This is a genomic window from Roseateles asaccharophilus (assembly GCF_031458115.1).
GTDB lineage: Bacteria > Pseudomonadota > Gammaproteobacteria > Burkholderiales > Burkholderiaceae_C > Pelomonas > Pelomonas asaccharophilus_A.
This window is the reverse complement of record NZ_JAVDXV010000006.1, coordinates 149020-173329: the sequence shown is the minus strand read 5'-3', so window position 1 is coordinate 173329 and position 24310 is coordinate 149020. Positions and strand designations below refer to the sequence as shown.

Annotated in this window: 23 protein-coding genes; 11 read left to right on the top strand and 12 right to left on the bottom strand. The window is 68.3% G+C overall.

Annotation, left to right across the window (positions count from 1 at the left end; all coding sequences use genetic code 11):
- Window positions 1–3: 3 nt before the first annotated feature.
- On the top strand, window positions 4–1761 hold the full coding sequence (locus J2X21_RS16075; protein ID WP_310330276.1) for a glycoside hydrolase family 16 protein: 1758 nt from the start codon (window positions 4–6) through the stop codon (window positions 1759–1761).
- A 52-nt stretch (window positions 1762–1813) separates the two neighbouring features.
- Window positions 1814–2473: a ribose-5-phosphate isomerase RpiA gene (gene rpiA, locus J2X21_RS16070; protein WP_310330275.1), complete on the top strand. Its 660-nt coding sequence runs from the start codon at window positions 1814–1816 to the stop codon at window positions 2471–2473.
- Between the two features lie 64 nt (window positions 2474–2537).
- Here rpiA and J2X21_RS16065 read toward each other — a convergent pair whose 3' ends face one another.
- The 5 genes from J2X21_RS16065 to J2X21_RS16045 form a co-directional block, all read right to left on the bottom strand.
- Window positions 2538–3842, bottom strand: coding sequence for a methyl-accepting chemotaxis protein (locus J2X21_RS16065; RefSeq protein WP_404667357.1), 1305 nt, complete (start codon window positions 3840–3842; stop codon window positions 2538–2540).
- 127 nt (window positions 3843–3969) lie between these two features.
- Window positions 3970–5829, bottom strand: a complete 1860-nt coding sequence (gene mnmC / locus J2X21_RS16060) for a bifunctional tRNA (5-methylaminomethyl-2-thiouridine)(34)-methyltransferase MnmC2/FAD-dependent 5-carboxymethylaminomethyl-2-thiouridine(34) oxidoreductase MnmC1 (protein WP_310330274.1) — start codon at window positions 5827–5829, stop codon at window positions 3970–3972.
- A complete protein-coding gene (locus tag J2X21_RS16055) occupies window positions 5826–6470 on the bottom strand; it encodes a Rossmann-fold NAD(P)-binding domain-containing protein (RefSeq protein WP_310330272.1) in 645 nt (214 codons plus the stop codon). The genes mnmC and J2X21_RS16055 overlap by 4 nt, the downstream gene beginning before the upstream one ends.
- Window positions 6471–6472: 2 nt before the next feature.
- Window positions 6473–7984, bottom strand: coding sequence for a DEAD/DEAH box helicase (locus J2X21_RS16050; RefSeq protein ID WP_310330271.1), 1512 nt, complete (start codon window positions 7982–7984; stop codon window positions 6473–6475).
- 176 nt (window positions 7985–8160) lie between these two features.
- A complete protein-coding gene (locus tag J2X21_RS16045) occupies window positions 8161–9729 on the bottom strand; it encodes an ABC transporter substrate-binding protein (protein ID WP_310330269.1) in 1569 nt (522 codons plus the stop codon).
- Between the two features lie 88 nt (window positions 9730–9817).
- Between J2X21_RS16045 and ettA the strand changes: the two genes are divergently transcribed.
- The 4 genes from ettA (at window position 9818) to J2X21_RS16025 (ending at window position 14275) form a co-directional block, all read left to right on the top strand.
- Window positions 9818–11482, top strand: a complete 1665-nt coding sequence (gene ettA / locus J2X21_RS16040) for an energy-dependent translational throttle protein EttA (protein WP_310330267.1) — start codon at window positions 9818–9820, stop codon at window positions 11480–11482.
- Window positions 11483–11597: 115 nt separating this feature from the next.
- Window positions 11598–12083, top strand: a complete 486-nt coding sequence (locus J2X21_RS16035; RefSeq protein ID WP_310330265.1) for a Spy/CpxP family protein refolding chaperone — start codon at window positions 11598–11600, stop codon at window positions 12081–12083.
- A gap of 90 nt (window positions 12084–12173) precedes the next feature.
- A complete protein-coding gene (locus tag J2X21_RS16030; RefSeq protein ID WP_310330262.1) occupies window positions 12174–12890 on the top strand; it encodes a response regulator in 717 nt (238 codons plus the stop codon).
- Window positions 12887–14275 carry a sensor histidine kinase gene (locus J2X21_RS16025; RefSeq protein WP_310330260.1) on the top strand — a complete coding sequence of 463 codons (1389 nt, stop codon included), beginning with the start codon at window positions 12887–12889 and terminating at the stop codon, window positions 14273–14275. The genes J2X21_RS16030 and J2X21_RS16025 overlap by 4 nt, the downstream gene beginning before the upstream one ends.
- On the opposite strand, the gene J2X21_RS16020 is transcribed toward J2X21_RS16025, so the two are convergent.
- The 3 genes from J2X21_RS16020 to trpS are packed head-to-tail and all read right to left on the bottom strand — an operon-like array spanning window position 14276 to window position 17030.
- The gene (locus J2X21_RS16020) at window positions 14276–15625 is read right to left on the bottom strand and encodes an MATE family efflux transporter (RefSeq protein ID WP_310330258.1); all 1350 of its coding nucleotides are present in this window, start codon (window positions 15623–15625) and stop codon (window positions 14276–14278) included. It lies immediately after the preceding gene.
- Complete coding sequence (locus J2X21_RS16015; RefSeq protein WP_310330257.1) at window positions 15622–16032, bottom strand: DUF3717 domain-containing protein; 411 nt, start codon at window positions 16030–16032, stop codon at window positions 15622–15624. Before J2X21_RS16015 ends, J2X21_RS16020 begins: the two co-directional genes overlap by 4 nt.
- Window positions 16029–17030, bottom strand: coding sequence for a tryptophan--tRNA ligase (gene trpS, locus J2X21_RS16010; protein WP_310330255.1), 1002 nt, complete (start codon window positions 17028–17030; stop codon window positions 16029–16031). The genes J2X21_RS16015 and trpS overlap by 4 nt, the downstream gene beginning before the upstream one ends.
- A gap of 72 nt (window positions 17031–17102) precedes the next feature.
- Here trpS and purN point away from each other — a divergent pair, with 72 nt between their 5' ends.
- A complete protein-coding gene (gene purN, locus J2X21_RS16005) occupies window positions 17103–17735 on the top strand; it encodes a phosphoribosylglycinamide formyltransferase (RefSeq protein ID WP_310330253.1) in 633 nt (210 codons plus the stop codon).
- A gap of 173 nt (window positions 17736–17908) precedes the next feature.
- Here purN and J2X21_RS16000 read toward each other — a convergent pair whose 3' ends face one another.
- On the bottom strand, window positions 17909–18553 hold the full coding sequence (locus J2X21_RS16000) for a DUF1345 domain-containing protein (protein ID WP_310330252.1): 645 nt from the start codon (window positions 18551–18553) through the stop codon (window positions 17909–17911).
- Between the two features lie 35 nt (window positions 18554–18588).
- On the opposite strand from J2X21_RS16000, the gene J2X21_RS15995 reads away from it, so the two are divergent.
- The 3 genes from J2X21_RS15995 (at window position 18589) to J2X21_RS15985 (ending at window position 21783) form a co-directional block, all read left to right on the top strand.
- The gene (locus J2X21_RS15995; RefSeq protein ID WP_310330251.1) at window positions 18589–19851 is read left to right on the top strand and encodes an RsmB/NOP family class I SAM-dependent RNA methyltransferase; all 1263 of its coding nucleotides are present in this window, start codon (window positions 18589–18591) and stop codon (window positions 19849–19851) included.
- 130 nt (window positions 19852–19981) lie between these two features.
- Window positions 19982–21193, top strand: a complete 1212-nt coding sequence (locus tag J2X21_RS15990; protein WP_310330249.1) for a DesA family fatty acid desaturase — start codon at window positions 19982–19984, stop codon at window positions 21191–21193.
- Between the two features lie 101 nt (window positions 21194–21294).
- Window positions 21295–21783 (top strand): DUF3016 domain-containing protein, encoded by a 489-nt coding sequence (locus J2X21_RS15985; protein ID WP_310330248.1) that lies wholly within the window; start codon window positions 21295–21297, stop codon window positions 21781–21783.
- 94 nt (window positions 21784–21877) lie between these two features.
- On the opposite strand, the gene rpmG is transcribed toward J2X21_RS15985, so the two are convergent.
- From rpmG to trxB, 3 genes are all read right to left on the bottom strand, one after another.
- Window positions 21878–22048, bottom strand: coding sequence for a 50S ribosomal protein L33 (gene rpmG / locus J2X21_RS15980; protein ID WP_025564431.1), 171 nt, complete (start codon window positions 22046–22048; stop codon window positions 21878–21880).
- Window positions 22049–22079: 31 nt separating this feature from the next.
- Entirely contained in the window at window positions 22080–22313 is a 234-nt protein-coding gene (gene rpmB, locus J2X21_RS15975) for a 50S ribosomal protein L28 (RefSeq protein ID WP_268153841.1), read from the bottom strand.
- A 188-nt stretch (window positions 22314–22501) separates the two neighbouring features.
- On the bottom strand, window positions 22502–23461 hold the full coding sequence (gene trxB / locus J2X21_RS15970) for a thioredoxin-disulfide reductase (RefSeq protein WP_310330245.1): 960 nt from the start codon (window positions 23459–23461) through the stop codon (window positions 22502–22504).
- A gap of 173 nt (window positions 23462–23634) precedes the next feature.
- Here trxB and J2X21_RS15965 point away from each other — a divergent pair, with 173 nt between their 5' ends.
- Window positions 23635–24303: a Crp/Fnr family transcriptional regulator gene (locus J2X21_RS15965; protein WP_310330243.1), complete on the top strand. Its 669-nt coding sequence runs from the start codon at window positions 23635–23637 to the stop codon at window positions 24301–24303.
- Window positions 24304–24310 lie beyond the last annotated feature (7 nt).

Here is a 24310-nt window from a genome sequence, read left to right as displayed (position 1 = left end):
GCCATGAAGCTTCAACACATCGTCGGCGGCGTCCTTCTGGCCGCCAGCGCCGCGGCCTCGGCCAGCGTCACCAGTCCCGTCATCGGCAAGCTGCTGTGGTCCGAGGAATTCAACGCCGCGGCGCTGGACGGCAGCGTCTGGGCCGCCAGCAACGGCAACGGCTGCCAGATCGGCCTGTGCGGCTACGGCAACCAGGAACTGCAGACCTACCAGCCTGGCAACCTCAGCATCGTCAACGTGCCGTTCGAGCCGGGCACGCGCGCGCTGGCCATCACGGCCCGGCGCGAGACCGTGGGTGACAACCAGTTCACGTCCGGCAAGGTCGACACCGCCGGCAAGGTGCAGGTGAAGTACGGCCTGGTGGAAGTGCGCATGGCCACGCCCAAGGTCGGCGTGGGCCTGTGGCCCGCCGCGTGGATGCTGGGCACCAGCCCGCAGGCCTGGCCGCGCAAGGGCGAGATCGACATCATGGAGATGGGCGGCCGCCAGCCGGCCGGCCTGCCGGCCATCTCGCCGGACCAGTTCGTCGGCGCCAACGTCATCTTCTTCCACCCCGACGCCTGCGTGCCGGGCAACGAGACCTGCGCCGCGTCCACCGCCTGGCAGACCAAGAACTGGTACACGCCCAGCCGCTCGCTGGCCAACCGCTTCGTGACCTACCGGCTCTACTGGACCGACACGCAGATGCGCTTCACCGTCGTCGACAACGGCCGCGAGTACGACATGTACAAGTCGCCGATCACGATCGCGTCGTCGGCGCTGAACGAGCCCTTCTACCTGCTGCTGAACATGGCCGTGGGTGGCAACTTCACGCCGGCCGCGACGCCGGCCCAGGTCACCGCGCCGCTGCCGGCCACGACCTATGTGGACTACGTGCGTGTTTACGAGCTGGACGGCAAGGGCGAGGTCAAGCTGGGCCTGGGCATCACGCCGGAGGTCGGCAAGTTCGGTGTGTTCACCGACAACACGCCGGTCGACAACAAGCAGGAGCTCGGTGGCTCGGCGGACTTCTTCATCTGGAACAACGGCTCCATGAGCGGCGGCAGCATCCCGCCGTTTGAAGGGTCCAACGTGCTGGCGCTGAACTATTTCGCGCCCGGGCAGTGGTTCGGCGGCGCCATCCAGTCGCGCCAGGCGCACGACATGAGCGGCTTCCGCGGCGGCAACATCAAGCTGAAGATCAAGGCGCCCGCCAATGTCGCGTTCCGCATCGGCATCCTGGACAACTACACCAACCACCACTGGGTGACCTTCCCCGCCAACACCACCGCCTACGGCCTGGTGCGCAACGGCGAGTGGGGCACGGCCACCATCCCGGTGGCCGAGATCGCGGGGCCGCTGGTGGCGCTGCAGTCCATGAACTCGCTGTTCGAGTTCCTCAGCGTGGACGCCGCGGTACCGACGGCGCCGTTCCAGATCGCGTTCGACGACATCATCTGGGATTCGGGCACCGGCGCTACCGTGCAGGTGGCCACGGCCAAGGCCCAGGTGGCACCGGCACCGACCGCCTCGGGTAGCGCCGCGCAGACCGGCGCCGGCACGCTGCAGTTCAGCGCCTCGGCGTCGGGCTGGGTGGACGTGCACTACACGGTCAACGGCGGCGACGCCCGCACCGTGCGCATGCGCCAGGACGGCACGACCAGCCGCTTCACCGCAGGCGGCCTGGCCAAGGGCGATGTGGTCGAGTACCGCTTCACGGCCTGGGACAACACGCGCCAGCTGGCGACGGATTCCGCCATGAAAAAGGTGGTCATCAAGTAGCCGCGAAGGGGTGGCGCGGGCACCACCCGCGCCATCCGTGAAAATCGGCGTCATGAACCAAGACCAGCTCAAGCAACTCGTCGGCCGCGCGGCCCTGGACTATGTCCCCGCCGGCCAGATTCTCGGCGTCGGCACCGGCTCCACGGTGGACTGCTTCATTGATGCACTCGCCGCCAGCGGCATCCAGATTCCCGGGGCCGTGTCCAGCTCGGAGCGTTCCACGCAACGCCTGGCCAAGCACGGCATCAAGGTGCTGGACGCCGCCGAGGTGACCCGCCTGGCCGTCTACATCGACGGTGCCGACGAGATCGACGGCCGCGGCTTCATGGTCAAGGGTGGCGGCGCGGCGCTGACGCGCGAGAAGATCGTGGCCGACCTGGCCGACCAGTTCGTCTGCATCGCCGACGCGTCCAAGCTCGTGCAGACGCTGGGCGCCTTCCCGCTGCCGGTCGAGATCATCCCGATGGCCGCCGCTCAGCTGACGCGCCGCTTTGCCGAGATCGGCGGCAAGGCCCAGCTGCGCGGCGGTGTCGTCACCGACAACGGCGGCCACATCCTCGATGTCACGGGCCTGTCCATCACCGACCCGCTGGCTTTCGAGAACGACGTCAACCAGTGGCCCGGTGTCGTCACGGTGGGCGTGTTCGCGCATCACAAGGCCAGCGTCTGCCTGCTGGGCGGCGCGGATGGTGTGAAGACGCTGAAGTTCTGAGCGACACCGCATAAAAGGAAAGGGCGCCGAGAGGCGCCCTTTGTCGTTGCGGCTGGCTGCCGCGTCAGAAGGTTTCCCAGTCGCCGTCGTCTGCCGGAGCTGGGGCCGGCGCAGCCTTGGGAGCCGCCACAGGGGCGGGCGTCGCGGCCTTGGGCGCCGCGGCCACCGGCTTGGCCGCAGCAGCGGGCTTGGCGGCGACCTTGGCCGCCGGCTTCGCGGCCGCAGCCGGCTTGGGAGCGGGGGCCTTGGCAGCCGGTGCCTTGGCAGCGACGGCGCGATGCGCTGCACCGCCGAGCTTGAACACGCCGATGACCTCGGTCATGCGGCCCGACTGCTCGCGCAGGCTCTCGGCGGCGGCGGCGGACTCCTCCACCAGCGCGGCGTTCTGCTGCGTCATCTGGTCCAGCTGCACGACGGATGCATTGACGACGGCGATGCCCTCGCTCTGCTCGCGCGCTGCGGCGCTGATCTCGCCAATGATGTCCGTCACGCGCTGCACGCTGGCGACGATCTCGGTCATCGTGGCGCCGGCGGACTGCACCTGCTGGGTGCCGGAGTCCACGCGCTCCACGCTGGCGCTGATCAGGCTCTTGATCTCCTTGGCGGCTTCGGCGCTGCGCTGCGCCAGCGTGCGAACCTCACCGGCCACGACCGCGAAGCCGCGGCCCTGCTCGCCGGCGCGGGCGGCTTCCACCGCGGCGTTCAGCGCCAGGATGTTGGTCTGGAACGCGATGCCGTCGATGGTGCCGATGATGTCGTTGATCTTGCGCGAGCTCTGGCTGATCTGGTCCATCGTCGCGACGACGGCCGACACGGCCTCGCCACCGCGCTGGGCCACCGAGGCAGCCGAGCTGGCGAGCTGGTTGGCCGTCATCGCGGCATCGGCCGTCTGCTTGACGGTGCCGGTCAGTTCGGCCATCGAGGAGGCCGCGTTCTGCAGGTTGCTGGCCGTCTGCTCGGTGCGCTGGCTCAGGTCGAAGTTGCCGGTGGCGATCTCCGCGCTGGCTGTGCCTATGCTGTCGGCCGCGCCGCGCACGTCGCCGATGAGCTTCTGCAGCGCGGCTTGTGTGTCGCCCAGCGCGCCCAGCAGGCGCCCCACGTCGTCGCTGCCGCCGCGGGGGATGGGGTGGGTCAGATCGAACCGGGCCAGCGCTTCGGCGGCTTCGGTGGCCGAATGCAGGCTGCTGCCCTTGCCGCCACTGGTCAGCAGCGCGAACAGGCTCACGCCCCAGGTGATGACCAGCGTGGCGATCAGCCAGCCCTTGGCCGCGCCGCTACCCGACAGGGCAACACCTGCCCCCACGGTCACGACACCGAGCACCACGCCCAGCGCCACCTTCAGCTTTTGCGAACCGCCAGAACCGAACATGCCGTCGTCTCCATCCATACGTAGATAGCCGGCCGCGCCGGCAACACAGCGCAGTGTCACGCGCAGGACGGCGTGGTGGGCGGGCGAACAGCCCTGCAAAGCGGCAATAGTTGCGCGAACGCGTGGCTTAGCGCGTAGGCCTGCGTTGCCGACGCAACGTGAAGCGCAGCGGGTCCACCGCGTCCACCAGGTCGGCCTCCAGCGGACGCGGCGCGCCCAGCGCCAGTGCCGCGACCAGGCGGCCGGCCAGCGCCGCCCAGGTGATGCCCCGCGATGCAAAGCCGGTGCAGACCACCAGACCGTGCGCGCGCGGCTGCAAACGGAGTTGGTCGGCCAGCGGCGCGTCGGGTGCGGGCAGGCCGCCGATCAGTGGCAGCCGGTCGGGCGAAATGAGGCGCCAGGCGACGCGGCCGGCCAGCGGCGCGTCGGGCACGCCGTGCAGTCCGGCGAGGCGGGCGTAGCGGGTCAGGTTCTCGATCTGGTCGGCGGCGCGCAGCGTGGGGTCCAGGTCGCCGTCCTGCGTGGTGGCGCCGCACCAGGCACCGCCCTGGCCGTCGGCGATCGCATAGCCGTCGCCCGCGATGGGGTGACCGGGGCACCAGGGGGCTTGCGCAAGATGGGTCAGCTGGCCGCGCTGCACGGTGAGGTCGTTGGCCAGTTCGCCCAGCAGCGGCAACTGCGCATGGCCGCCGGCCAGCACCACCAGCAGTGCGCTGGCGATGGGCGCGCCGGATGCGTCCAGCAGCGTCCATCCGTCGCCGTCACGGCGCAGCGCGGCGACGCGCGTCTGGAGTCGCAGCGTCGCGCCGCTGGCCTGCAGCATCGCGCGCACGTAGGCCGCCGGGTCAACGGCACCGCCGCCCGGGTAGAACCAAGCGGGGTGGGGCAGGGTGGCGCCGGCCCGTGCCGATGCGGCCTCGGCCGACAGCGGCTCGACATAGCCCGGCACGCCGGCCATCGCGTCGATAGCAAGCCGCGTCTCCAGCCGCAACAGGCCGGGCTGCTGAGGCAGACAGAGGTCGCGCAGCATTGCCTGCGTGGCCAGCGCCGCCGCGCGGTTGAAGCGGGCGTGCGGGCCGTCGTCGGGGTTCAGCGTGCCGTGGAACAGGCCGGCGGGGTTGCCCGAGCTGGCCTGGGCCGGCGCGCCCAGCGCGTCGACCACCGTGCAGGCCACGCCCTCGCGCGCCAGCGACAGCGCGCAGGCCGCGCCCGCCAGGCCGGCACCGATGATGAGGGCCTGCTTGGCGTCGCGCGCCAGTGGTTCGCGGCCGGCCGGGCGCTGCGGCAGGTGTCGTGGCGCGAAGCGGGCGGTGGTCATCTCGGGCTTGCTGGCAAAGCCAGGCGCCAGGCCGACCTCGAACCCCAACGACGCCAGCGCGCGGCGCATCGGTCGGTTGATGCTCCAGGTCGCGATCGTCGTGCCGGGCACGGCGTGCCGGGCCAGGCTCTTCAGCAGCCATTCGTCCCATAGCTCCGGGTTGAGCTTGGGCGAGAAGCCGTCAAGGTAGATCGCATCGGCCTGCAGCACCAGTTGGCGCAGCAGTTCGCGCGCGTCGCCCAGGCCCAGCAACAACTCGACGCGGCCGTCCTCAAAGCCCAGCGTGTGCAGCCCGGCCGTCAGCGGCGGCCAGCGGTCCACCAGTTGCTGCGCCAACTCGGGCAACGGGCTGGCGGCATGCGCGCGTGCGAGGTCGTCAGGCCGCAGCGGATGCTTCTCGACGCTGACGAACACCAGCCGCTCGCAGCGTGCCGGGTCTTGCCGCCAGGCGTCCCACGTGGCGAGGAAGTTGTTGCCCAGGCCGAAGCCGGTTTCCAGCACGACGAAGCGCTGGCGCCCCTGCCAGCGGCCGGGCAGTCCGTTGCCGCCGAGGAACACGTGGCGCGCCTGTGCCAGCGCGCCGGCACGCGAGTGGTAGACGTCGCCATAGGCCGGCGACGCGGGGGCGGTGGGGTCGGAGAAGTCGACCTCGGCGGGGGCGATCTTCATGCGCCCAGGCGCTGCATGTCAGCCGATGTGAGGATGCGCACGGGAGCACCGGGCGCTTCGAGCGCCAGTCGCATCGAGCGCGCAATGCGCTGTGGCGCGATCGGGCGCCACGCAGCGGGGATGAACGCGGCCAGCGGGCGTGCCAGCTTCAGCGACCAGGATTCGCCGCTGCGGTGCGGCTGGCCCAGCGCTTCGCGTTCGCCATCCAGCAGCGATGGGCGCGCAATGACCAGGCGCTCGAAGCCCAGCGCGATCAGTGCCGCTTCGGCTTCGCCCTTCACGCGGTTGTAGAAGACCGACGAGTTCGCGTCAGCCCCCAGCGCCGACACCAGGCCGCAGCGCGTGGCGCCGGCCTCGCGCGCGGCGCGGGCGACGGTCAGCACGGCGTCGAAGTCCGCAGCGCGGAACGCTGCTTTTGACCCGGCTTGCGCCATCGTCGTGCCCAGCGCAATGAGCACGCGGCCGGGCGCGGGCAGTGCGGAAAAGGAAACGGGATCGCCGTAGTCCACCGTCGCGGTGGGCACAGGCAATCCCGTTGTGGGTTTGCGAACGAGCGCGAGGCCCGTTGGCAGTTCGGCGCACAGTGCCCGCCCGACGAGGCCGGTGGCACCGGCAATCCAGTCGGGGCGGGCCTCGGCCATCTTCAGCGTGACTTGGGTTGCGTCAGGCGCGGGCCGTTGTTGTGGCGCGGAGCGCCGCCGTCGCGGCCGGGCTGGCCACCAGCCGGGCGCTGGCCTTGCGGCTTGGGCGCCGTGCGGGCGCCGCCCACACCGGTGTGACCGGCCGGCTTCGCGCCGCCATGGCCTGCATGCGCCTGCGGCTTGCCACCGGCCGGACGACCACCGTCGCGCTGGCCGCCACGGTTGTCGCCGCCACGGCCACCGCCGCCGCCATTGCCGCCACGACCACCCCGGCTGGCGTGCTGCGGCGGGTTGGGGTTGCGGCCGCGGCTGCCGTTGGGGTTCAGCACGGTGCGGCCCAGAACGATGGGCTCGGCGCGCTCGTTCGGGTCGGGCGCGAAGCCGGGCACGACTTCCTTGGGGATCTCGCGCTTGATGAGCTTCTCGATGTCGCGCAGGAAGCCGTTCTCGTCCACGCAGACCAGGCTGACCGCCTCGCCTTGAGCGCCGGCGCGGCCGGTGCGGCCGATGCGGTGCACGTAGTCCTCGGGCACGTTGGGCAGCTCGAAGTTGACGACGTGGGGCAACTGGTCGATGTCGATGCCGCGGGCCGCGATGTCGGTGGCCACCAGGCAGGTCAGGTCGCCCGACTTGAAGTCGGCCAGCGCCTTGGTGCGCGCGCCCTGGCTCTTGTTGCCGTGGATGGCCATCGCGCTGATGCCCTGGTCGTTCAGGTAGTCGGTCAGGCGGTTGGCGCCGTGCTTCATGCGCGTGAAGACCAGCACCTGGTGCCAGTCGCCCGACTTGATCAGGTGCACCAGCAACTCCTTCTTGCGCTCGCGGCCCACGGGGTGGACCTTCTGCGCGATCTGGTCGTTGGTCTGGTTGCGGCGGGCCACCTCGATGAGCGCCGGCTGGTTCAGCAGGCGGTCGGCGAGGTTCTTGATCTCGTCGCTGAAGGTGGCGCTGAACAGCAGCGTCTGCTTCTTCTGCGGCAGCAGGGCCAGCACCTTCTTGATGTCATGGATGAAGCCCATGTCCAGCATGCGGTCGGCTTCGTCCAGCACCAGGATCTCGACCTTGGACAGGTCCAGGTTGCCCAGACCCGCGTGGTCCAGCAGGCGGCCGGGGGTGGCGACGAGGATGTCCACGCCCTTCTTCAGCTTGTCGACCTGGGGCTGCATGCCCACGCCGCCGAACATGACCATGCTCTTCAGGTCGGGCAGGTACTTGCCGTAGGTCTGCACGCTTTCTTCGACCTGGGCAGCCAGTTCGCGGGTGGGCGTCAGCACCAGCGCGCGCACGGCCGGGCGGCCGAACTTGTTGGTGGTGCGCGGAGAAGCCTGCAGGCGGTGCAGCAGGGGCAGCGTGAAGCCGGCGGTCTTGCCGGTGCCGGTCTGGGCGCCGGCCATCAGGTCGCCGCCTTGCAACACGGCGGGGATCGCTTGGGCCTGGATGGGAGTGGGGGAGGTGTAGCCGGCGTCGGCAATGGCCTTCAGCAACGGAGCTGCAAGGCCGAGGGTGTCGAAACTCATCGAATCCAAAAAGGGGAGGGCACGCCAACAATCACCGGGGCTTGCCGTGCCGCCGGGGAGGCGACACCAGTCTTCGGGCAAGCCAGGCCGCGTGCGGGGCTGCTGAAAAATGAAACGCCGCGCAAGACTGAGAAGCGCGGCGTCGGGTGGCATTCTAGCCGCTGCCCCGTGATTGTTTATTTAGAAACCGTGACCCAGTCCATGCTGGCCCAGTTGTTGGGCGAATGCGGTAGGCTGATCTGCTTGCGCATGGCCCAGGGGATGACCTGCCGGTGCAGCGGGATGATGTTGATCTGCTCGCGGTAGGCCTGCAGCGCGGCCTTGACCAGGCCCTCGCGCTTTTTCGGGTCGACCTCGATGGTGGACGCGGCGGCCAGCGCGTCGGCCGCGTCGTTGATGATGCCGCCGTAGTTGGCCACGCCCACGCCCTGCTCGCCGCGGTTGCGCAGCACCGGCGTCAGCATGACCTCGGCATCGGTGGAGCCGCCGCCCCAGCCGGTGACGAACAGGCTGGTGTCGAACTTCTCGATCTTGGGGAAGTACAGCGTGCGCGGCATCGCGTTGACCTTGGTGCGCACCTTGACCTGCGCCCACATGCTGGCGAGCGCGATGCAGATGCGCTCGTCGTTGACGTAGCGGTTGTTGGGGCAGTCCAGCGTCACGTCGAAGCCGTCGGCGTAGCCCGCCTCGGCCAGCAGCCTGCGCGAGGCGGCGGGGTCATAGGGCAGGCGGCTCTCCAGCGCCGGGTCGCCATAGGCGCCGCGCGGCGACGAGGTCAGGCCGCCGGTGGGCAGCGAGTAGCCGTTCATCAGCTTGGTCTTGATGGCCTCGATGTCGATGGCCTGGTACAGCGCCTGGCGCACGCGGCGGTCCTTGAAGGGGTTCTTGCCGCCGGGCACGTCGCCGTACAGCAGCTTGTCGCGCGTCTGCTCCATGCCGACGTAGACCAGCCGGTTCTCCTGGCCGTCCACGACCTTCAGGTGCGGCGTGCTGCGCAGGCGGGCGACGTCGCGCGGCGGCGGATCCAGCACGAAGTCCACCTCGCCGGAGATCAGCGCCGCCGTGCGGGTCGCATCGTTGCTGATGGGCAGGTAGGTGAACTCCTGCAGATTGCCCTGGAACTTGTTCCACCAGTTCGGGTTGCGCTTGAACACCGTCTTCACGCCGGGCTGGCGGCTGACCAACATGAAGGGGCCTGTGCCATTGGCGTGCTGGCTGGCGTAGGACTCCTCCTGCTGCTTGAAATTCAGCGGCCGCGTCACGCGGTTCTGCTCGCACCACTTGCGGCTCATGACGAACAGATTGGCCAACAGTTCCGGCACGATGGGGTTGGGCTTGTCCAGTGTGAAGACCACGGTCAGCGGGTCCACGGCCTTGGGATTGCCCACGGCATTGGCGTAGACACGCTGCGGCGCGTTGTCGTCGCGCAGGCGTTGCATGGAGAAAACGACGTCGTCGGCCGTGAACGGCGTGCCGTCGTGAAACTTGACGCCCGCGCGCAGCTTGAAGCGCCAGATCAGCGGCGTCACCTGCGTCCACTCGGTGGCCAGCGCCGGGCCTATGCTCATGTCCTGCATGCGCCGGGTCAGCGCCTCGTAGACCTGGTTGTTCAGGCTGTTGGTCATGACCTCGTTCTGCGAATGCGGATCGGTGGTCTGCATGTCGCCCTGGCTGGACCAGCGCAGCGTCTGGGCCTGGGACAGGCCGGTGCTGGCAACGAGCAGGGCGATGAAAAGACGGCGCATCTGACCTCCTGGATTCGGGCTCGGCGACAATAGCAGGCATTGCAGGCCTCCCCCGGGGCCTGCCGCTGTTTCAAGTCCAAGGAAAACCATGGCCCAGTACGTCTTTAGCATGAACCGTGTCAACAAGACGGTTCCCCCCAAGCGCCACATCCTGAAGGACATCTCGCTGTCCTTCTTCCCCGGCGCCAAGATCGGTGTGCTGGGCCTGAACGGTTCGGGCAAGTCCACGCTGCTGAAGATCATGGCCGGCGTCGACAAGGAGATCGAGGGCGAAGCCATCCCGATGCCCGGCATCAAGATCGGCTACCTGGAGCAGGAGCCCAAGCTCAACCCCGAGCAGACCGTGCGTGAAGCGGTGGAAGAGGGCATCGGCGGCGTGCTGGCCGCCAAGAAGCGCCTGGACGAGGTCTATGCCGCCTATGCCGAGCCGGACGCCGACTTCGACGCGCTGGCCGCTGAGCAGGGCGAACTGGAAGCCATCATCGCCGCCGCCGGCTCCGAGAACACCGACCTGCAGCTGGAACTGGCCGCCGACGCGCTGAACCTGCCGCCGTGGGACGCCGTCATCGGCGTGCTGTCCGGCGGCGAGAAGCGCCGCGTCGCGCTGTGCCGCCTGCTGCTCTCCAAGCCCGACATGCTGCTGCTGGACGAACCGACCAACCACTTGGACGCCGAATCCGTCGAGTGGCTGGAGCAGTTCCTGCAGCGCTTCCCTGGCACCGTCGTGGCCATCACCCACGACCGCTACTTCCTCGACAACGCCGCTGAGTGGATCCTCGAACTCGACCGCGGCCACGGCATCCCGTGGAAGGGCAACTACTCCGACTGGCTGGACCAGAAGGAACGCCGCCTGGAGCAGGAGCAGAAGAGCGAAGACGCCCGCGCCAAGGCGATGAAGGAAGAACTCAAGTGGGTGCGCTCCAACGCCAAGGGCCGCCAGGCCAAGAGCAAGGCCCGCCTGGCCCGCTTCGAGGAACTGAGCGACGTCGAATACCAGAAGCGCAACGAGACCAACGAGATCTTCATCCCCGTGGCCGAGCGCCTGGGCAATGAGGTCATCGAGTTCGAGAACGTCAGCAAGAGCTTCGGCGACCGCGTGCTCATCGACAACCTGAGCTTCAAGGTGCCGGCCGGCGCCATCGTCGGCATCATCGGCCCCAACGGCGCCGGTAAATCGACGCTGTTCCGCATGATCCAGGGCGTGGAGCAGCCGGACTCGGGCACCGTCAAGATCGGCAAGACCGCCAAGCTGGCCTTCGTGGACCAGAGCCGCGCCAGCCTCGCCGCCGACAACACCGTGTGGCAGGACGTGTCGGGTGGCCTGGACAACATTGTTGTCGGCAAGTTCATCATGCCCAGCCGCGCCTATCTCGGCCGCTTCAACTTCAAGGGCAACGACCAGCAGAAGCTGGTCGGTTCGCTGTCCGGTGGTGAGCGCGGCCGCCTGCACCTGGCCAAGACGCTGGCCCAGGGCGGCAATGTGCTGATGCTGGACGAACCGTCCAACGACCTGGACGTCGAAACGCTGCGCGCGCTGGAAGAAGCGTTGCTGGAGTTTGCCGGCTCGGCCATGGTCATCAGCCATGACCGCTGGTTCCTGGACCGCATCTGCACGCACATCCTGGCCTGCGAGGGCGACTCGCAGTGGTTCTTCTTCGACGGCAACTTCCACGAGTACGAGGCCGACAAGAAGAAGCGCCTGGGCGAGGAAGGCGCGCGCCCCAAGCGCATGCGCTTCAAGCCCATCAAGTAAGGGCGAATGTCAACGGGGGTGGACATCGGGACACAGTTCTTTACCCCGGACCCAAAGATCGCTCACAGGGCCCCTGGAAGATGAAGCCACTCACTCTTCTTCCAGGAGACCCCTGATGAAAGCCTTGCAGATCAAGAACCTGTTGCGTGTCGGTGCCGTGGCTGCGGCGCTGGCCGTGGGTGGCGTTGCGGCGCATGCCGCGCCGGGCGGCCCCGGTGGGCATCACCGCGGCGGCCTCGCCGCTGCGGCACCCGGCATGCTGTTTGGCGGCCACCTGCTGGAACTGGTCAACGCGACCGACTCGCAGCGCAGCCAGATCGAGGCCATCTTCAAGGCCGCGCGCCAGGACCTGTCCGGCCAGCACGAGACCGGCCGCAAGCTGCACCAGCAACTGGTCACGCTGTACGCCGCGCCCAACGTTGACGCCGCGGCCATCGAGGCGGTGCGGGCGCAGATCTCGGCCCAGCACGAGACGGCCTCCAAGCGCCTCAGCCAGGCCAGCATCGACGCCGCCCGCGTGCTCACGCCCGAGCAGCGCGCCAAGATCGCCGAGACCCTGAAGAAGCGCCAGGCCCGCATGGCCCAGCGCCGTCAAGGTTGATTGGGCCGGGCCGGGAGTTCTGCGATGCTTGAGGTTCGCACCCCCGGCGCCGAAGCGCGCCGGCCTTCGTATTCCCCGTTGGTACCGCTGATGACCGCCAGACTCCTGCTCATCGACGACGACGCCCGCCTGACCGGCATGGTGGGCGACTACTTGCGAAACGCCGGCTTCGAGGTCAGCACGGCCGGCAATCTGGCGCAGGCCCGTGAGGCCTTGAACCAGGGCCGTTTCGAGCTCATCGTGCTGGACATCATGCTGCCCGATGGCGACGGCCTGGACTTCTGCCGCTGGCTGCGTGGCGACCCGCGCTGGCGCCACCAGCCCGTGCTGATGCTGTCGGCGCGTGGCGAGCCCATGGATCGCATCCTGGGCCTGGAACTGGGTGCCGACGATTACCTCGCCAAGCCCTTCGAGCCGCGCGAGCTGCAGGCCCGCATCAAGGCGCTGCTGCGCCGGCTGGAGCCCAAGCTGGACGGCGACGAGGTGCTGCGCTTCGGCCGCCTTGAGATCGACCTGGCCGCCCGCGTCGCGCGGCTGGACGGCAAGATCTGCGACCTGACCAGCCACCAGTTCGACCTGCTGGTCGTGCTGGCGCAAAGCCCCGGCCGCGTGCTGTCGCGCGACCAGATCATGGATGCGCTGAAGGGCCACCCGCTGGAGGCGTTTGATCGCTCCATCGACGTGCACATCTCGCGCATCCGCGCCGTCATCGAGGACGACCCCAAGACGCCGCGGCGCGTGCTGACCGTGCGCGGTGCGGGCTACGTTTTTGCCCGCAAGCAAGACGCGGACACCGACGCCGCGTGAAGTCGCTCTACGTCCGCATCTACCTGACGCTGGTGGCGCTGCTGCTGGCGTTCGCCTTCGGCTCGGCCTGGCTGTTCCAGCGCCATATCGAGCAGGAACGCGGCAACGTCGAGATTGCGGCGAATGAGCGGCTGAACGCGATTGCCGACCTGCTGCGCCTGGCGCTGCCGCCGGCCACGGCCAGCCGCGGTGAACAGGCCGAGGCGTTCAAGGAGTGGGGCGGGCGGCTGCGCATGCCGCTGGCGCTGGAGGATGGCGAGGGCCGCATCGCCGCGACGGCGGCCTTCCTGCGCCGCGTCGATGACCCGGGCGCCGTCGTCGTGCGCGCCAGCCTGGGTGACGGCCGCAACCTCGATCTCGTCCGCACGGTGCGCCCGCCCGGCGCCCCGGCCGGCGCCAGCGGGCCGCAGGGCCCTGGCGCTCCTCCCGCGGCCGGAGCAGCGAGGCCCGCGCGCTTTGAAGAAGGCTTGTGGAATGCCCCCTGGACGGCCCGGGCCGGCGGGCCCGGCACGCCGCAGGTGTCCACGCTGGCCGTCGTGCTGGTGCTGCTGTTCGTGGGCGTGGCCGTCGGGGCGTATCCGGTGGTGCGCCGCCTGACGCGCCGGCTGGAGTCGCTGAAGCGAGGCGTCGAGCGGTTCGGCGCCGGCCAACTGCATCACCGCGTCGATGACGGCGGCCGCGACGAGGTGGCCGCACTGGCCACCAGCTTCAACCAGGCCGCGGCGCGCATCGAGACGCTGCTCCGCTCGCACCAGACCTTGTTGGCCAACGCCAGCCATGAGCTGCGTTCACCGCTGGCGCGCCTGAAGATGGCGTTCGCGATGCTGGACGAGGCCGGGCCGGCCCAGCGCGACAAACTGACGCACGAGATCCACGTGAACATCGCCGAGCTGGACGCGCTGGTCGAGGAGGTGCTGCTGGCCAGCCGCCTGGAGGCCGGCAGCTCGCTGGGCGACTCGCATCCAGTCGACCTGCTGGGACTGGGCGCCGAAGAGGCGGCCTGTGTGGACGCGAACTTCGAGCCCGGCACCGACTCCGCCCGCGTCGACGGCCAGGAGCGGCTGCTGCGCCGCGCACTGCGCAACCTGCTGGAGAACGCGCGCCGCTACGGCGGGCCGGACGTGGAACTGGGCCTGCGCCCGGTCGCCGGCGGCTATGAATTCATCGTGGCCGATCGCGGTCCCGGCGTGCCGGACGAACTGCGCGAGCGCATCTTCGAACCCTTCTACCGCCTGCCGGGCCATGCCGAGATGGCGGGCGGCGTGGGCCTGGGGCTGAGCCTGGTCAAGCAGATCGCCGAACGCCACGGCGGCAGCGTGCGCTGCCTGGCGCGTGAGGGTGGTGGCAGCCGCTTCGTTCTGTTCCTGCCGGCCGGTAGAAGCTGATCAGCGGTTCTCGTCGAACACCCGCTTCAGCAGCAGGCCGAGCAGCAGTGCGGCTGCCAGCAGGCCGGCAGTTGCTGCCTGCCAGAAGCCCACGGCACCGTTGCCGTCCGCGCCGAACGCGAGCACATAGCCGCCGCCAATGCCCAGGCCCCACAGGGCGATGACGTAGATGATCATGGGCAGCGTCGCGATCTGGTAGGCGCGCAACACATGCGCCGCCACGGTCTGCAGGGCGTCGCCCAGATGGAAGAACCAGACCCACACCAGCAGCGGCAGTGCCGCCGCAGCGGCCTCGGGGTTGTCGGTGTACAGCGCGACGATGGGCTCGCGCGCCAGCGCGACGATGGCGCCCACGGCCGCGGCCACGAGGGTCGTCAACACCATGGCGTGCCGGCCGACGATGCGCGCCTCGCGCTTCTGGCCAGCGCCCAGGTGCTGGGCCACCAGCGTGAGAGCGGCCATCGCCAGCGCCAGCGCGATCATGAACATCATCGCCACGAGGTTCACGGCGATCTGGTGGCCCGCCACCGGTGTGGCGCCCAGCCGCGCGATGAAGAAGGCCATGAAGGTGAAGCCGGTCACTTCGACGAGGATGGAGCCGCCCATGGGCAGGCCCAGTTTCACCAGACCCAACAGTTCGCGCCATTGCGGTCGCGTTTGCCACAAGTGCGGGATCTGAAAGGGCAGGTAGAACGCATCGCGCCGCAACAGCACCAGCGCGGCCAGCGCCTGCCCGGTCAAGGCGATGGCCGTGGCCCAGCCGCAGCCTGCCACGCCCATCGCCGGGATGGGGCCCCAGCCGAACACCAGCACCGCGTTCAGCGGCACCTTGGCGGCCAGGCCTGTCAGTTGCATGGCCATGACGGCCTTGGGCCGGCTCACCGCCGTCGAGAAACCGCGGAAGGCGGTGAACAGCAGTGCGGCCGGCAGCGCGAAGGCCTCGGGCCGCGTGTAGGCGCGCACCTTGTCGGCCTGCGTCGCGTCCAGTTGGGCCAGCCAGATGAAGGGGTCGGGGAACCACAGCATCAGGCAGCCGGGCACGCACAGCAGCACGGCCAGCCACTGCGCCTGCACGAAGCTGTGACCGGAGGCGGGCAGGTCGTTGGCGCCGAACTGCCGACCGGCGATGGGCCCCACGGCCAGCACCACGCCCATCAGACCCACGAAGATGGACACGTAGGCGGCGGAACCCACGGCCAGCGCGGCCAGGTCCTGCGGGCCCACGCGGCCCATCATCAGCGTGTCCACCGTGCTGAACATCATCACGGCGAGCTGGCCCACGAGCACAGGCCAGGCCTGTGGCACGAGGCGGCGGACGCTGTCGATGAAGCGGATGCGGCTGTCGGTCATCGGGCGACGCGTTCGGCATAGCGGTTGAACCGCCAGGCCGTGCCTTCCTGCGTGATGCGCTGCCAGACGATGCGCTTCTCGAACGGGCCAAGCCCCGGCCAGTGCTGCACCTCGTCGAAGGTGCGGCCGCAGCCTTTGCAGACCGGGTCGCCCTGCGCGGTGGAGCAGATCGCGATGCAGGGGGAGTCGGGCGTGGTTTCGTACCAGTCCAGCCAGGCGCCCAGTGCCTTGTCACTCAAGGCGTCGACGTCGATCTCGGTGGCGCGTGTCCAGGCCAGCAACGCGTAGGCCTCGGCCAGTGCGCGCACTTCGGGCGCGGCGCTGACGCCGTCAGGGGAGGGCGAACGCTCGCGCCACCAGTTGATGGCGGCCTCGAGGTCGGTGACGTGGATGGTCTCGGGATTCAAGCGACCAGCCCCATCGCCGCGCGCACCTCGCGCAGCGTCTTGCGCGCCACCGCGCGGGCGCGCTCGGTGCCCAGTTCCAGCGTCCATTTCACCTGCTGCGGATCCAGCGCGGCGGCGCGTTCGCGCCAAGGCGCCTGTTCCTTCTGGATCGCCTCGATCAGCGGCTGCTTGCAGTCCAGGCAGCCGATGCTGGCCGTGCGGCAACCCGTGTCACAGGCTTTGCGCGTGGCCTCGTCCGTGTAGATGACGTGCAGCGGCCAGACGGGACAGCGTGCCGGGTCGCCGGCGTCATCGCGGCGCACGCGCTGCGGGTCGGTGGGCATGGTGCGGATCTTGGTGGCCGTGGCCTCGGGCGAATCGCGCATCGCGATCGCGTTGTCCGCGCTCTTGCTCATCTTCTGGCCGTCCAGCCCCGGCATGCGGGCGGTTTCGGTCAGCAGCGCCTGGGGCTCGACGAACACGGGCGCGTCGGCCGCATACAGCCGGTTGAAGCGCCGCGCGACCTCGCGGGTCACCTCCACGTGGGCCGCCTGATCCTCGCCCACCGGCACGCCGGCCGGCTTGTAGAGCAGGATGTCGGCCGCCTGCAGCAGCGGGTAGCCGAGGAAGCCGTAGGTGGCCAGCTCGGGGTCGGCGGCAACCTGGTCCTTGTAGCTGGGCATGCGCGCCAGCCAGCTGGACGGCGCGCACATGGCCAGCAGCGTGAACAGCTCGGCGTGCTCCGGCATGCGGCTCTGCAGGAACAGCGTGCAGCGCTCGGGGTCGACGCCGGCGGCCAGCCAGTCGGTGACCATGTCGTAGGCGTGACGGGCCAGCGTCTCGCCGCTAGGGCGTTGCGTGGTCAGTGCATGCCAGTCGGCGACGAAGAAGAAGCAGTCGTGGCTGTCCTGCAGCCGGACCCAGTTCTTGAGGGCGCCGTGGTAGTGGCCGAGATGCAGTGCGCCTGTTGGGCGCATGCCCGACAGGACGCGCTGGCGGGTAAGGACGGGTGTCGTCATGGGGCGCGGATTGTCGTTCATGGCCGCCAGCCTGCCGGTCGGCATGGGGTGGGCGGCCTACACTGCCTGCCCATGAAGAGACTGGTGATTCTGATTTCGGGGCGGGGCTCCAACATGGAGGCCATCGTGAAGGCCTGTCAGGCCGAGGGCTGGCCTGCCGAAGTGGCCGCCGTCATCAGCAACCGGCCCGATGCGGGCGGGCTGGCCTTCGCTGCCCAGCACGGTATTGCCACGGCCGTCGTGGATCACAAGGCCTATGCCAGCCGTGAGGAGTTCGACGCCGAGCTGGCCCGGGTCATCGACGGTTTTGCTCCCGATCTGGTCGTGCTGGCCGGCTTCATGCGAATCCTGACGCCGGGTTTCACGGCCCGCTATGCGCGCCGCATGCTGAACATCCACCCGTCGTTGTTGCCGGCTTTCACGGGCCTGCACACGCATGCGCGGGCCATCGAGATGGGCTGCAAGATCGCCGGCGTGACGGTGCACTTCGTCACCGCCGAACTGGACCACGGCGCCATCGTCATGCAGGCCGCCGTGCCCGTGCTGCCAGGGGACGATGCCAAGGCGCTGTCGGCCCGTGTGCTGACGGCCGAGCACCACATCTATCCGCAGTCGGTGCGCTGGTTCGTCGAGGACGCGCTGGTGTGGAACGGCGAGAACGTCCATCACCGCGACGGTGCGGCGCAGCAACTATTGCTGGTTTAGGCCTCGCGCGGCCGTCGTGCCTTCTGTCGGTCCGAGAGCTGGGCCGCTCCCGAGCCGGCCCGTCTGGCGATGTGCTTGCGGCTCGATGCCGCAAGCATCGCCGTCCCCACGGGGGACCGACCAGGCTTGCCCGCGTTCAGCGCGGCAAGGGTGGGCGAGGGGCTCCAAACATTTCAACTGACCAGTCCTGCCAGGATGTTGATCGACATCGCCAGCACGCCGGTGTTGAACACGAAGGACAGCAGCGCCTGCAGCAGTACGAGCCGGCGCATGGGCCGCGAGCTGACCACGACGTCCGACGTCTGTGACGTGGCGGCGACAGTGATGGAGAAATACAGGAAGTCGCCGTAGTCCGGCGGGCCGTCGTCGCCTGGGAACTCCAGGCCGTGGGCGGCCTTGTCGTCGCGGTGGTAGAGGCTGGCATAGGCGATGCCGAACTCCACCGGCAGCAGCAGCCAGGAGCCGGCGACGGTGGCCAGCGCGAACAGCACATGGCCGGGTGCCTGGGACTGCCGCGCGGTCTGCAGCTCCAGTGCGATGGCGGCCAGGCTGGCCAGCGCGCCCAGCGCAGCCAGCAGCAGCATCACCGGCGTGCCCTCGTTGAGGCTGCGCGCGCGACGTTGCACGTCCTGCGCGCCGGCACGGCCCAGCATCATCCACAGCGCCAGCGGCAGGTAGATCCAGATCACCAGGTTCCAGCCCAGTAGCAGCCGGGTTTGCCAGGCTACCGACCCCGGCCAGACGAAGGCCAGCAGGCTGCCCACCACCACCGCCGTCATCAGTCGGGGCCTCAGGCGCAGCTGGTTCCAGAGATTCATGCGAGGGTGGCGAAGGGGCTTGGGATAATGGCGCCATGCATCCTAATGCCCTGCTGGAGCTGTGCGCCGAGCTGATCGCCGCCGTCAACAAGCTCGACGCGCCGGCCGACGCCACCGTCTCGGCCTTTTTCCGCCAACACAAGAACCTGGGCCAGCGCGAGCGCGCCAGCCTGGCCGAGACCGTCTACGCGCTGCTGCGCGAGCGGCTCAAGTTCCAGAATCTGGCCCAGAGCGGCCATGGCCCGGTGCCACGCCGGCTGGCCATCCTGGCCTGGCGCGGCAACGCCGGTTTCATGCGCGGCGCGCTGAGCCCGGCCGAGCTGCAATGGCTGGACCAGGTCCAGGCCATCGACACGCGAAGCCTCGCGCCCAAGCTGCGCCACAACCTGCCGGACTGGCTGGTCGAGCCGCTGCAGACGCGCCTGGGCGACGAGGAGTTCTGGAAGCTGGCGGCCTCGCTGAACGAGGCGGCGCCGCTGGACCTGCGCGTCAACACGCTGAAGCTCAAGCGCGAGGAGGCTCAGGCGCAGCTGAAGGCCGCCGGCGTTGAGGCGCTCCCGACGCCTTACTCGCCGCTGGGCCTGCGCGTCGATGGCAAGCCTGCGCTGCACAAGATGGAGGCCTTCACCAGCGGCGGCGTGGAAGTGCAGGATGAGGGCAGTCAGTTGCTGGCCCTGTTGCTGGCGCCCAAGCGCGGCGAGATGGTGGTGGATTTTTGCGCTGGCGCCGGTGGCAAGACGCTGGCGCTGGGCGCGCTGATGCGCAACACCGGCCGGCTCTACGCCTTCGACGTGTCCGGCCACCGGCTGGATGCGCTGAAACCGCGCCTCGCGCGCAGCGGCCTGTCCAATGTCTACCCGGCCCAGATCGCCCATGAGCGCGACGACCGCATCAAGCGCCTTGCCGGCAAGATCGACCGCGTGCTGGTGGACGCCCCTTGCTCCGGCCTGGGCACGCTGCGCCGCAACCCCGACCTGAAATGGCGCCAGACCCCCCAGGCCGTGACGGAGTTGCAGGCCAAGCAGCGCGCCATCCTGGCCAGCGCGGCCCGCCTGGTGAAGCCGGGCGGCCGTTTGGTCTACGCCACCTGCAGCCTGCTGGACGCCGAGAACGAGGTCATCGCGGCCGAGTTTGCCGCTGCCCACCCCGATTTCAAGCCGCTGGACGCCGCCGAGGCGCTGGCCAAGGCCCAGGTCGAACAGGCGGATGGCCTGGTCGAAAACGGTGCGTTGCGCCTCTGGCCGCACCGACACGCGACGGACGGTTTCTTCGCCGTGGCCTGGGAGCGGGCGGCTTGACCCGGGTCAAAGACCGCGTCGCATCACACGGCTACGCTTGAATACGGTGGGCTGAACCCCTTGTTTTTGGGGGCGCGCCTCTACAATTGACTTTCCTTCGCATGGCCCCGCGGGCCGAGGTCCTGGACGCATGAACGCATTCTTCGACGCGCTGCTGAACTGGCTGGCCAATGGCTTTGCCGATCTCAGCGCCTGGCAATTGGTGGTCTACACGCTGGTGGTGACCCACATCACGATCGCATCTGTCACGATCTTCCTGCATCGCTGCCAGGCGCACCGTTCGCTGGATCTGGGCCCCATCCCGTCGCACTTCTTCCGCTTCTGGCTGTGGCTGACCACCGGCATGGTCACCCGCGAGTGGGTGGCCATCCACCGCAAGCACCACGCCAAGTGCGAGACCGAGGAAGACCCCCACAGCCCGCAGACCCGCGGCCTGAAGAAGGTGCTGGCGGAAGGTGCCGAGCTGTACCGCGCCGAGGCCAAGAACGCCGAGACCATCGCCAAGTACAGCCGCGGCACGCCCGAGGACTGGATCGAGCGCAATGTCTACATCAAGCACAGCGCGCTCGGCGTGGCGCTGATGCTCATCATCAACGTGACGCTGTTCGGCGCCATCGGCGCCACCATCTGGGCCATCCAGATGGCCTGGATCCCGATCTGGGCGGCCGGCGTCATCAACGGCATCGGCCACTACTGGGGCTATCGCAACTTCGAGGCGCCCGACGCATCGACCAACCTGACGCCCTGGACGCTGATCGTCGGTGGCGAAGAGCTGCACAACAACCACCACACCTACCCAACGTCGGCCAAGTTCTCGGTCAAGCCCTACGAGTTCGACATCGGATGGATGTATATCCGTGGCCTGGAAATGCTGGGTTGGGCCAAGGTGCGCAAGACGGCACCCAAGCTGAGCCTGGGCGAGATCAAGCCGGCGGATGCCCGCACGCTCGAGGCGCTGATTGCCAATCGCTATGAAGTCATGGCCAGCTATGCGCGTGACCTGAAGGCGGCCTGCGCTGCCGAGTTGGCCAAGATCCAGGCCGAAGGGGGCAAGCACAGTGAGCGTTTTGCCCAGTTCAAGCTGGCCACGCGCTGGCTGCATCGCGACGAAGAGCGCATCCCGGCTGGCGTTCACGGTCACCTGGCCCATGCGCGCGCTGCCAGCCCGGTCATCGACAAGCTGGTCACCATGCGCGAGGAACTGCGCCAGATGTGGACTCGCACCAATGTCTCGGCGGAGCAACTGGTTGCCGATCTCCAGGCCTGGTGCCGTCGCGCCGAGGAAAGCGGTATCGCCGAACTGCAGGCCTTCTCGATGCGCCTGCGCGCGGCCCAGGCCTGATCTATCGTTTCGCACAGGTAAAGGGGTGTCCATTCGGACACCCCTTTTTTCTTGTTGGGTCTAGACTTGCCTCTACACCACCGTTGATTTAGGAGGATGTCATGAGCTACCGCTCTATCGCTCTGGGCCTACTGGCCCTTGGTTCCGTCGCTGCGCAGGCAGACGTCACCGTCAATTTCGTCCAGCCGGACAAGTTCTCCGACATCAAGGACAACAGCGGCTTCCGCGACAAGGAGGTCCTGAAAGACATCGAGGCCCACCTCGTCGCGCAGGCGCAGAAGGCCTTGCCGGGTCGGGATGTCCGCATCGACGTGACCGATGTGAACCTGGCTGGCGAAGTGGAGCCGTTCTGGCGCAGCGCGCAGTGGATGCGCGTCATGCGCACCGTGACGCTGCCGTCCATGGAGTTCAAGTACGAGGTCCGCGAGGCCGGCAAGGTTGTGCAGCAGGGCGAAGTCCGCTTGCGCGACATGAACTACCAGGATGGCTTCAACAGCTACTCCAGCAGCGAATCGCTCCGCTATGAGAAGCGCATGATTGATCGCTGGTTCAAGCAAGAGTTCAGCCCGACGGTCGCGGCCGCCCGCTGATCTCAAGCGCCGAAAACACAAAACCCGCCAGCGTTGCCGCTAGGCGGGTTTTGTTTTGGGAGATCGCGGCGGCATCAGATGCCGCCGTGCTGAATCACTTCAGCTTGATTTCCTTGTACAGCACGTGCTTGCGTGCCTTGGGGTCGAACTTCATGAATTCCAGCTTTTCGGGCGTGGTCTTCTTGTTCTTGTTCGTGGTGTAGAAGTGGCCGGTGCCCGCGGTGGACTCCAGCTTGATCTTCTCGCGGCCGCCTTTGGATGCCATGGTCGTGTTCCTTTATTCGGTCAGTGAGCGATCAGAGCTCGCCCTTGGCGCGCAGATCGGCGACGACTTGGTCGATGCCGACCTTGTCGATCAGACGCAGAGCGGCGTTCGAGATGCGCAGACGCACCCAGCGGTTTTCCGATTCCACGAAGAAACGGCGGTATTGCAGGTTCGGCAGGAACCGGCGCTTGGTTTTGTTGTTGGCGTGGGACACATTGTTCCCGACCATGGGCTTCTTGCCCGTGACTTGACAGACGCGTGCCATGACGCTTCTCCACTCTGACGTTTGACCAGTTGCGCAAGAACACCCGCGCAACCCATTGACCGCAAATGCCTGCTAAATCCAGCGCTCGAAAGTGATTTCAGGGCCAGACGCGATCCATCCGGCAGGCAAGCCCGCGAGTATAGAGGAAAACCCGCCGACCCGGAAGGGACTGCGACGGGTGGCCGTGATCAGCCGTTCTCCTGCTCCAGGAAGCGCTGCGCGTCCAGGGCCGCCATGCAGCCCGTGCCGGCGCTGGTGATGGCCTGGCGGTAGACGTGGTCCTGCACGTCGCCGGCAGCGAACACGCCGGGCACGCTGGTCATCGTCGCGAAGCCGTTCAGGCCGCTCTTCGTGATGATGTAGCCGTCCTTCATCTCCAGTTGGCCCTTGAAGATGTCGGTGTTGGGCTGGTGGCCGATGGCGATGAAGCAGCCATGCACCTGGATGTCGGTCTTGCTGCCGTCCTTCACGTTGACCGTGCGCACGCCCGTCACGCCGGACGCGTCGCCCAGCACCTCTTCGAGTTGCTGGAACAGGTGCAGCTTCATCTTGCCGGCGGCGACCTTGTCCATCAGCTTGTCGACCAGGATGGGCTCGGCGCGGAACTTGTCGCGGCGATGGATCAGGTGGACGGTGCTGGCGATGTTGGACAGGTACAGCGCCTCCTCGACGGCCGTATTGCCGCCGCCAACGACGCAGACTTCCTGGCCACGGTAGAAGAAGCCGTCGCAGGTGGCGCAGCCGCTGACGCCGCGGCCCATGAAGGACTGCTCCGATTCCAGACCCAGATACTTGGCCGAGGCGCCGGTGGCGATGATCAGCGCGTCACAGGTGTAGACGCCGCTGTCGCCGGTCAGCGTGAACGGGCGCTTGGAGAAGTCGACGCTGTTGATGTGGTCGAACACGATCTGCGTCTGGAAGCGCTCGGCGTGCTGCTGGAAACGCTGCATCAGCTCCGGACCTTGCACGCCCATCACATCGGCCGGCCAGTTGTCGACCTCGGTCGTCGTCATCAGCTGGCCGCCCTGGGCCATGCCGGTGATCAGCGTGGGCTTCAGGTTGGCGCGGGCCGCGTAGATGGCGGCTGTGTAGCCGGCCGGGCCGGAGCCGAGGATGAGCAGGCCGTGGTGTTGGGTATTTGCGGTCATGGCGAGGGAGGTGAGGGCGGCGGGCGGGCTTGCAAGTCGTCTCTGAGGACCGTTGAAGTGAAAACCCCAAGACCGTTCATGGAGGCAAGGCCTGCCACATGTGCAAAATGCACGCCATTTTAGGCAGGCGCATTTACGGTCGCCGGCCTGGGGCTCAAACCTGGAGAGTGCATATGGCGATGATTTCCAACCTGGACCTGATCCGCCGGGTTCCGTTGTTCTCGATGCTGACCACCGATCAGGCCCAGTCCATCGCTGACAGCGTCGTCAAGCGCCGCTTCAAGCGCGGCGAACTCATCGTCGAGCAGGGCACCAAGTCCAACGCGCTGTTCATCCTGCTGAACGGCCGCGCCCGCGTGCTGACGGCCGATCATCGCGGCCGCGAGGTCATCCTGGCCGTGCTGCAGTCGGGCGACTACGTCGGCGAGATGAGCCTGATCGACAACGAGCCGCACTCGGCCACCGTGCGCGCCGAGGTGCAGACCGACATGCTGGTGCTGGGCCGCCTGGAATTCGCGCGCTGCCTGCCGGAAGGCAGCAGCCTGGCCTACGGCATCCTGCGCGGCCTGGTGGCGCGACTGCGCAACGCCGACCGCCAGATCGAGTCGCTGGCGCTGCTGGATGTCTACGGCCGCGTGGCGCGCACGCTGCTGGACATGGCCGAGGACGAGAAGGGCATCAAGATCATCCGCGGCAAGGTGTCGCGCCAGGACATGGCCAAGGTGGTCGGCGCATCGCGCGAGATGGTCAGCCGGGTCATGAAGGACCTGGAGGAGCGCGGCGTCATCGAAACGCTTGAGAACGGTTCGGTGGTCATCAAGGAACGCCTGACCCACGATTGACGGTGAC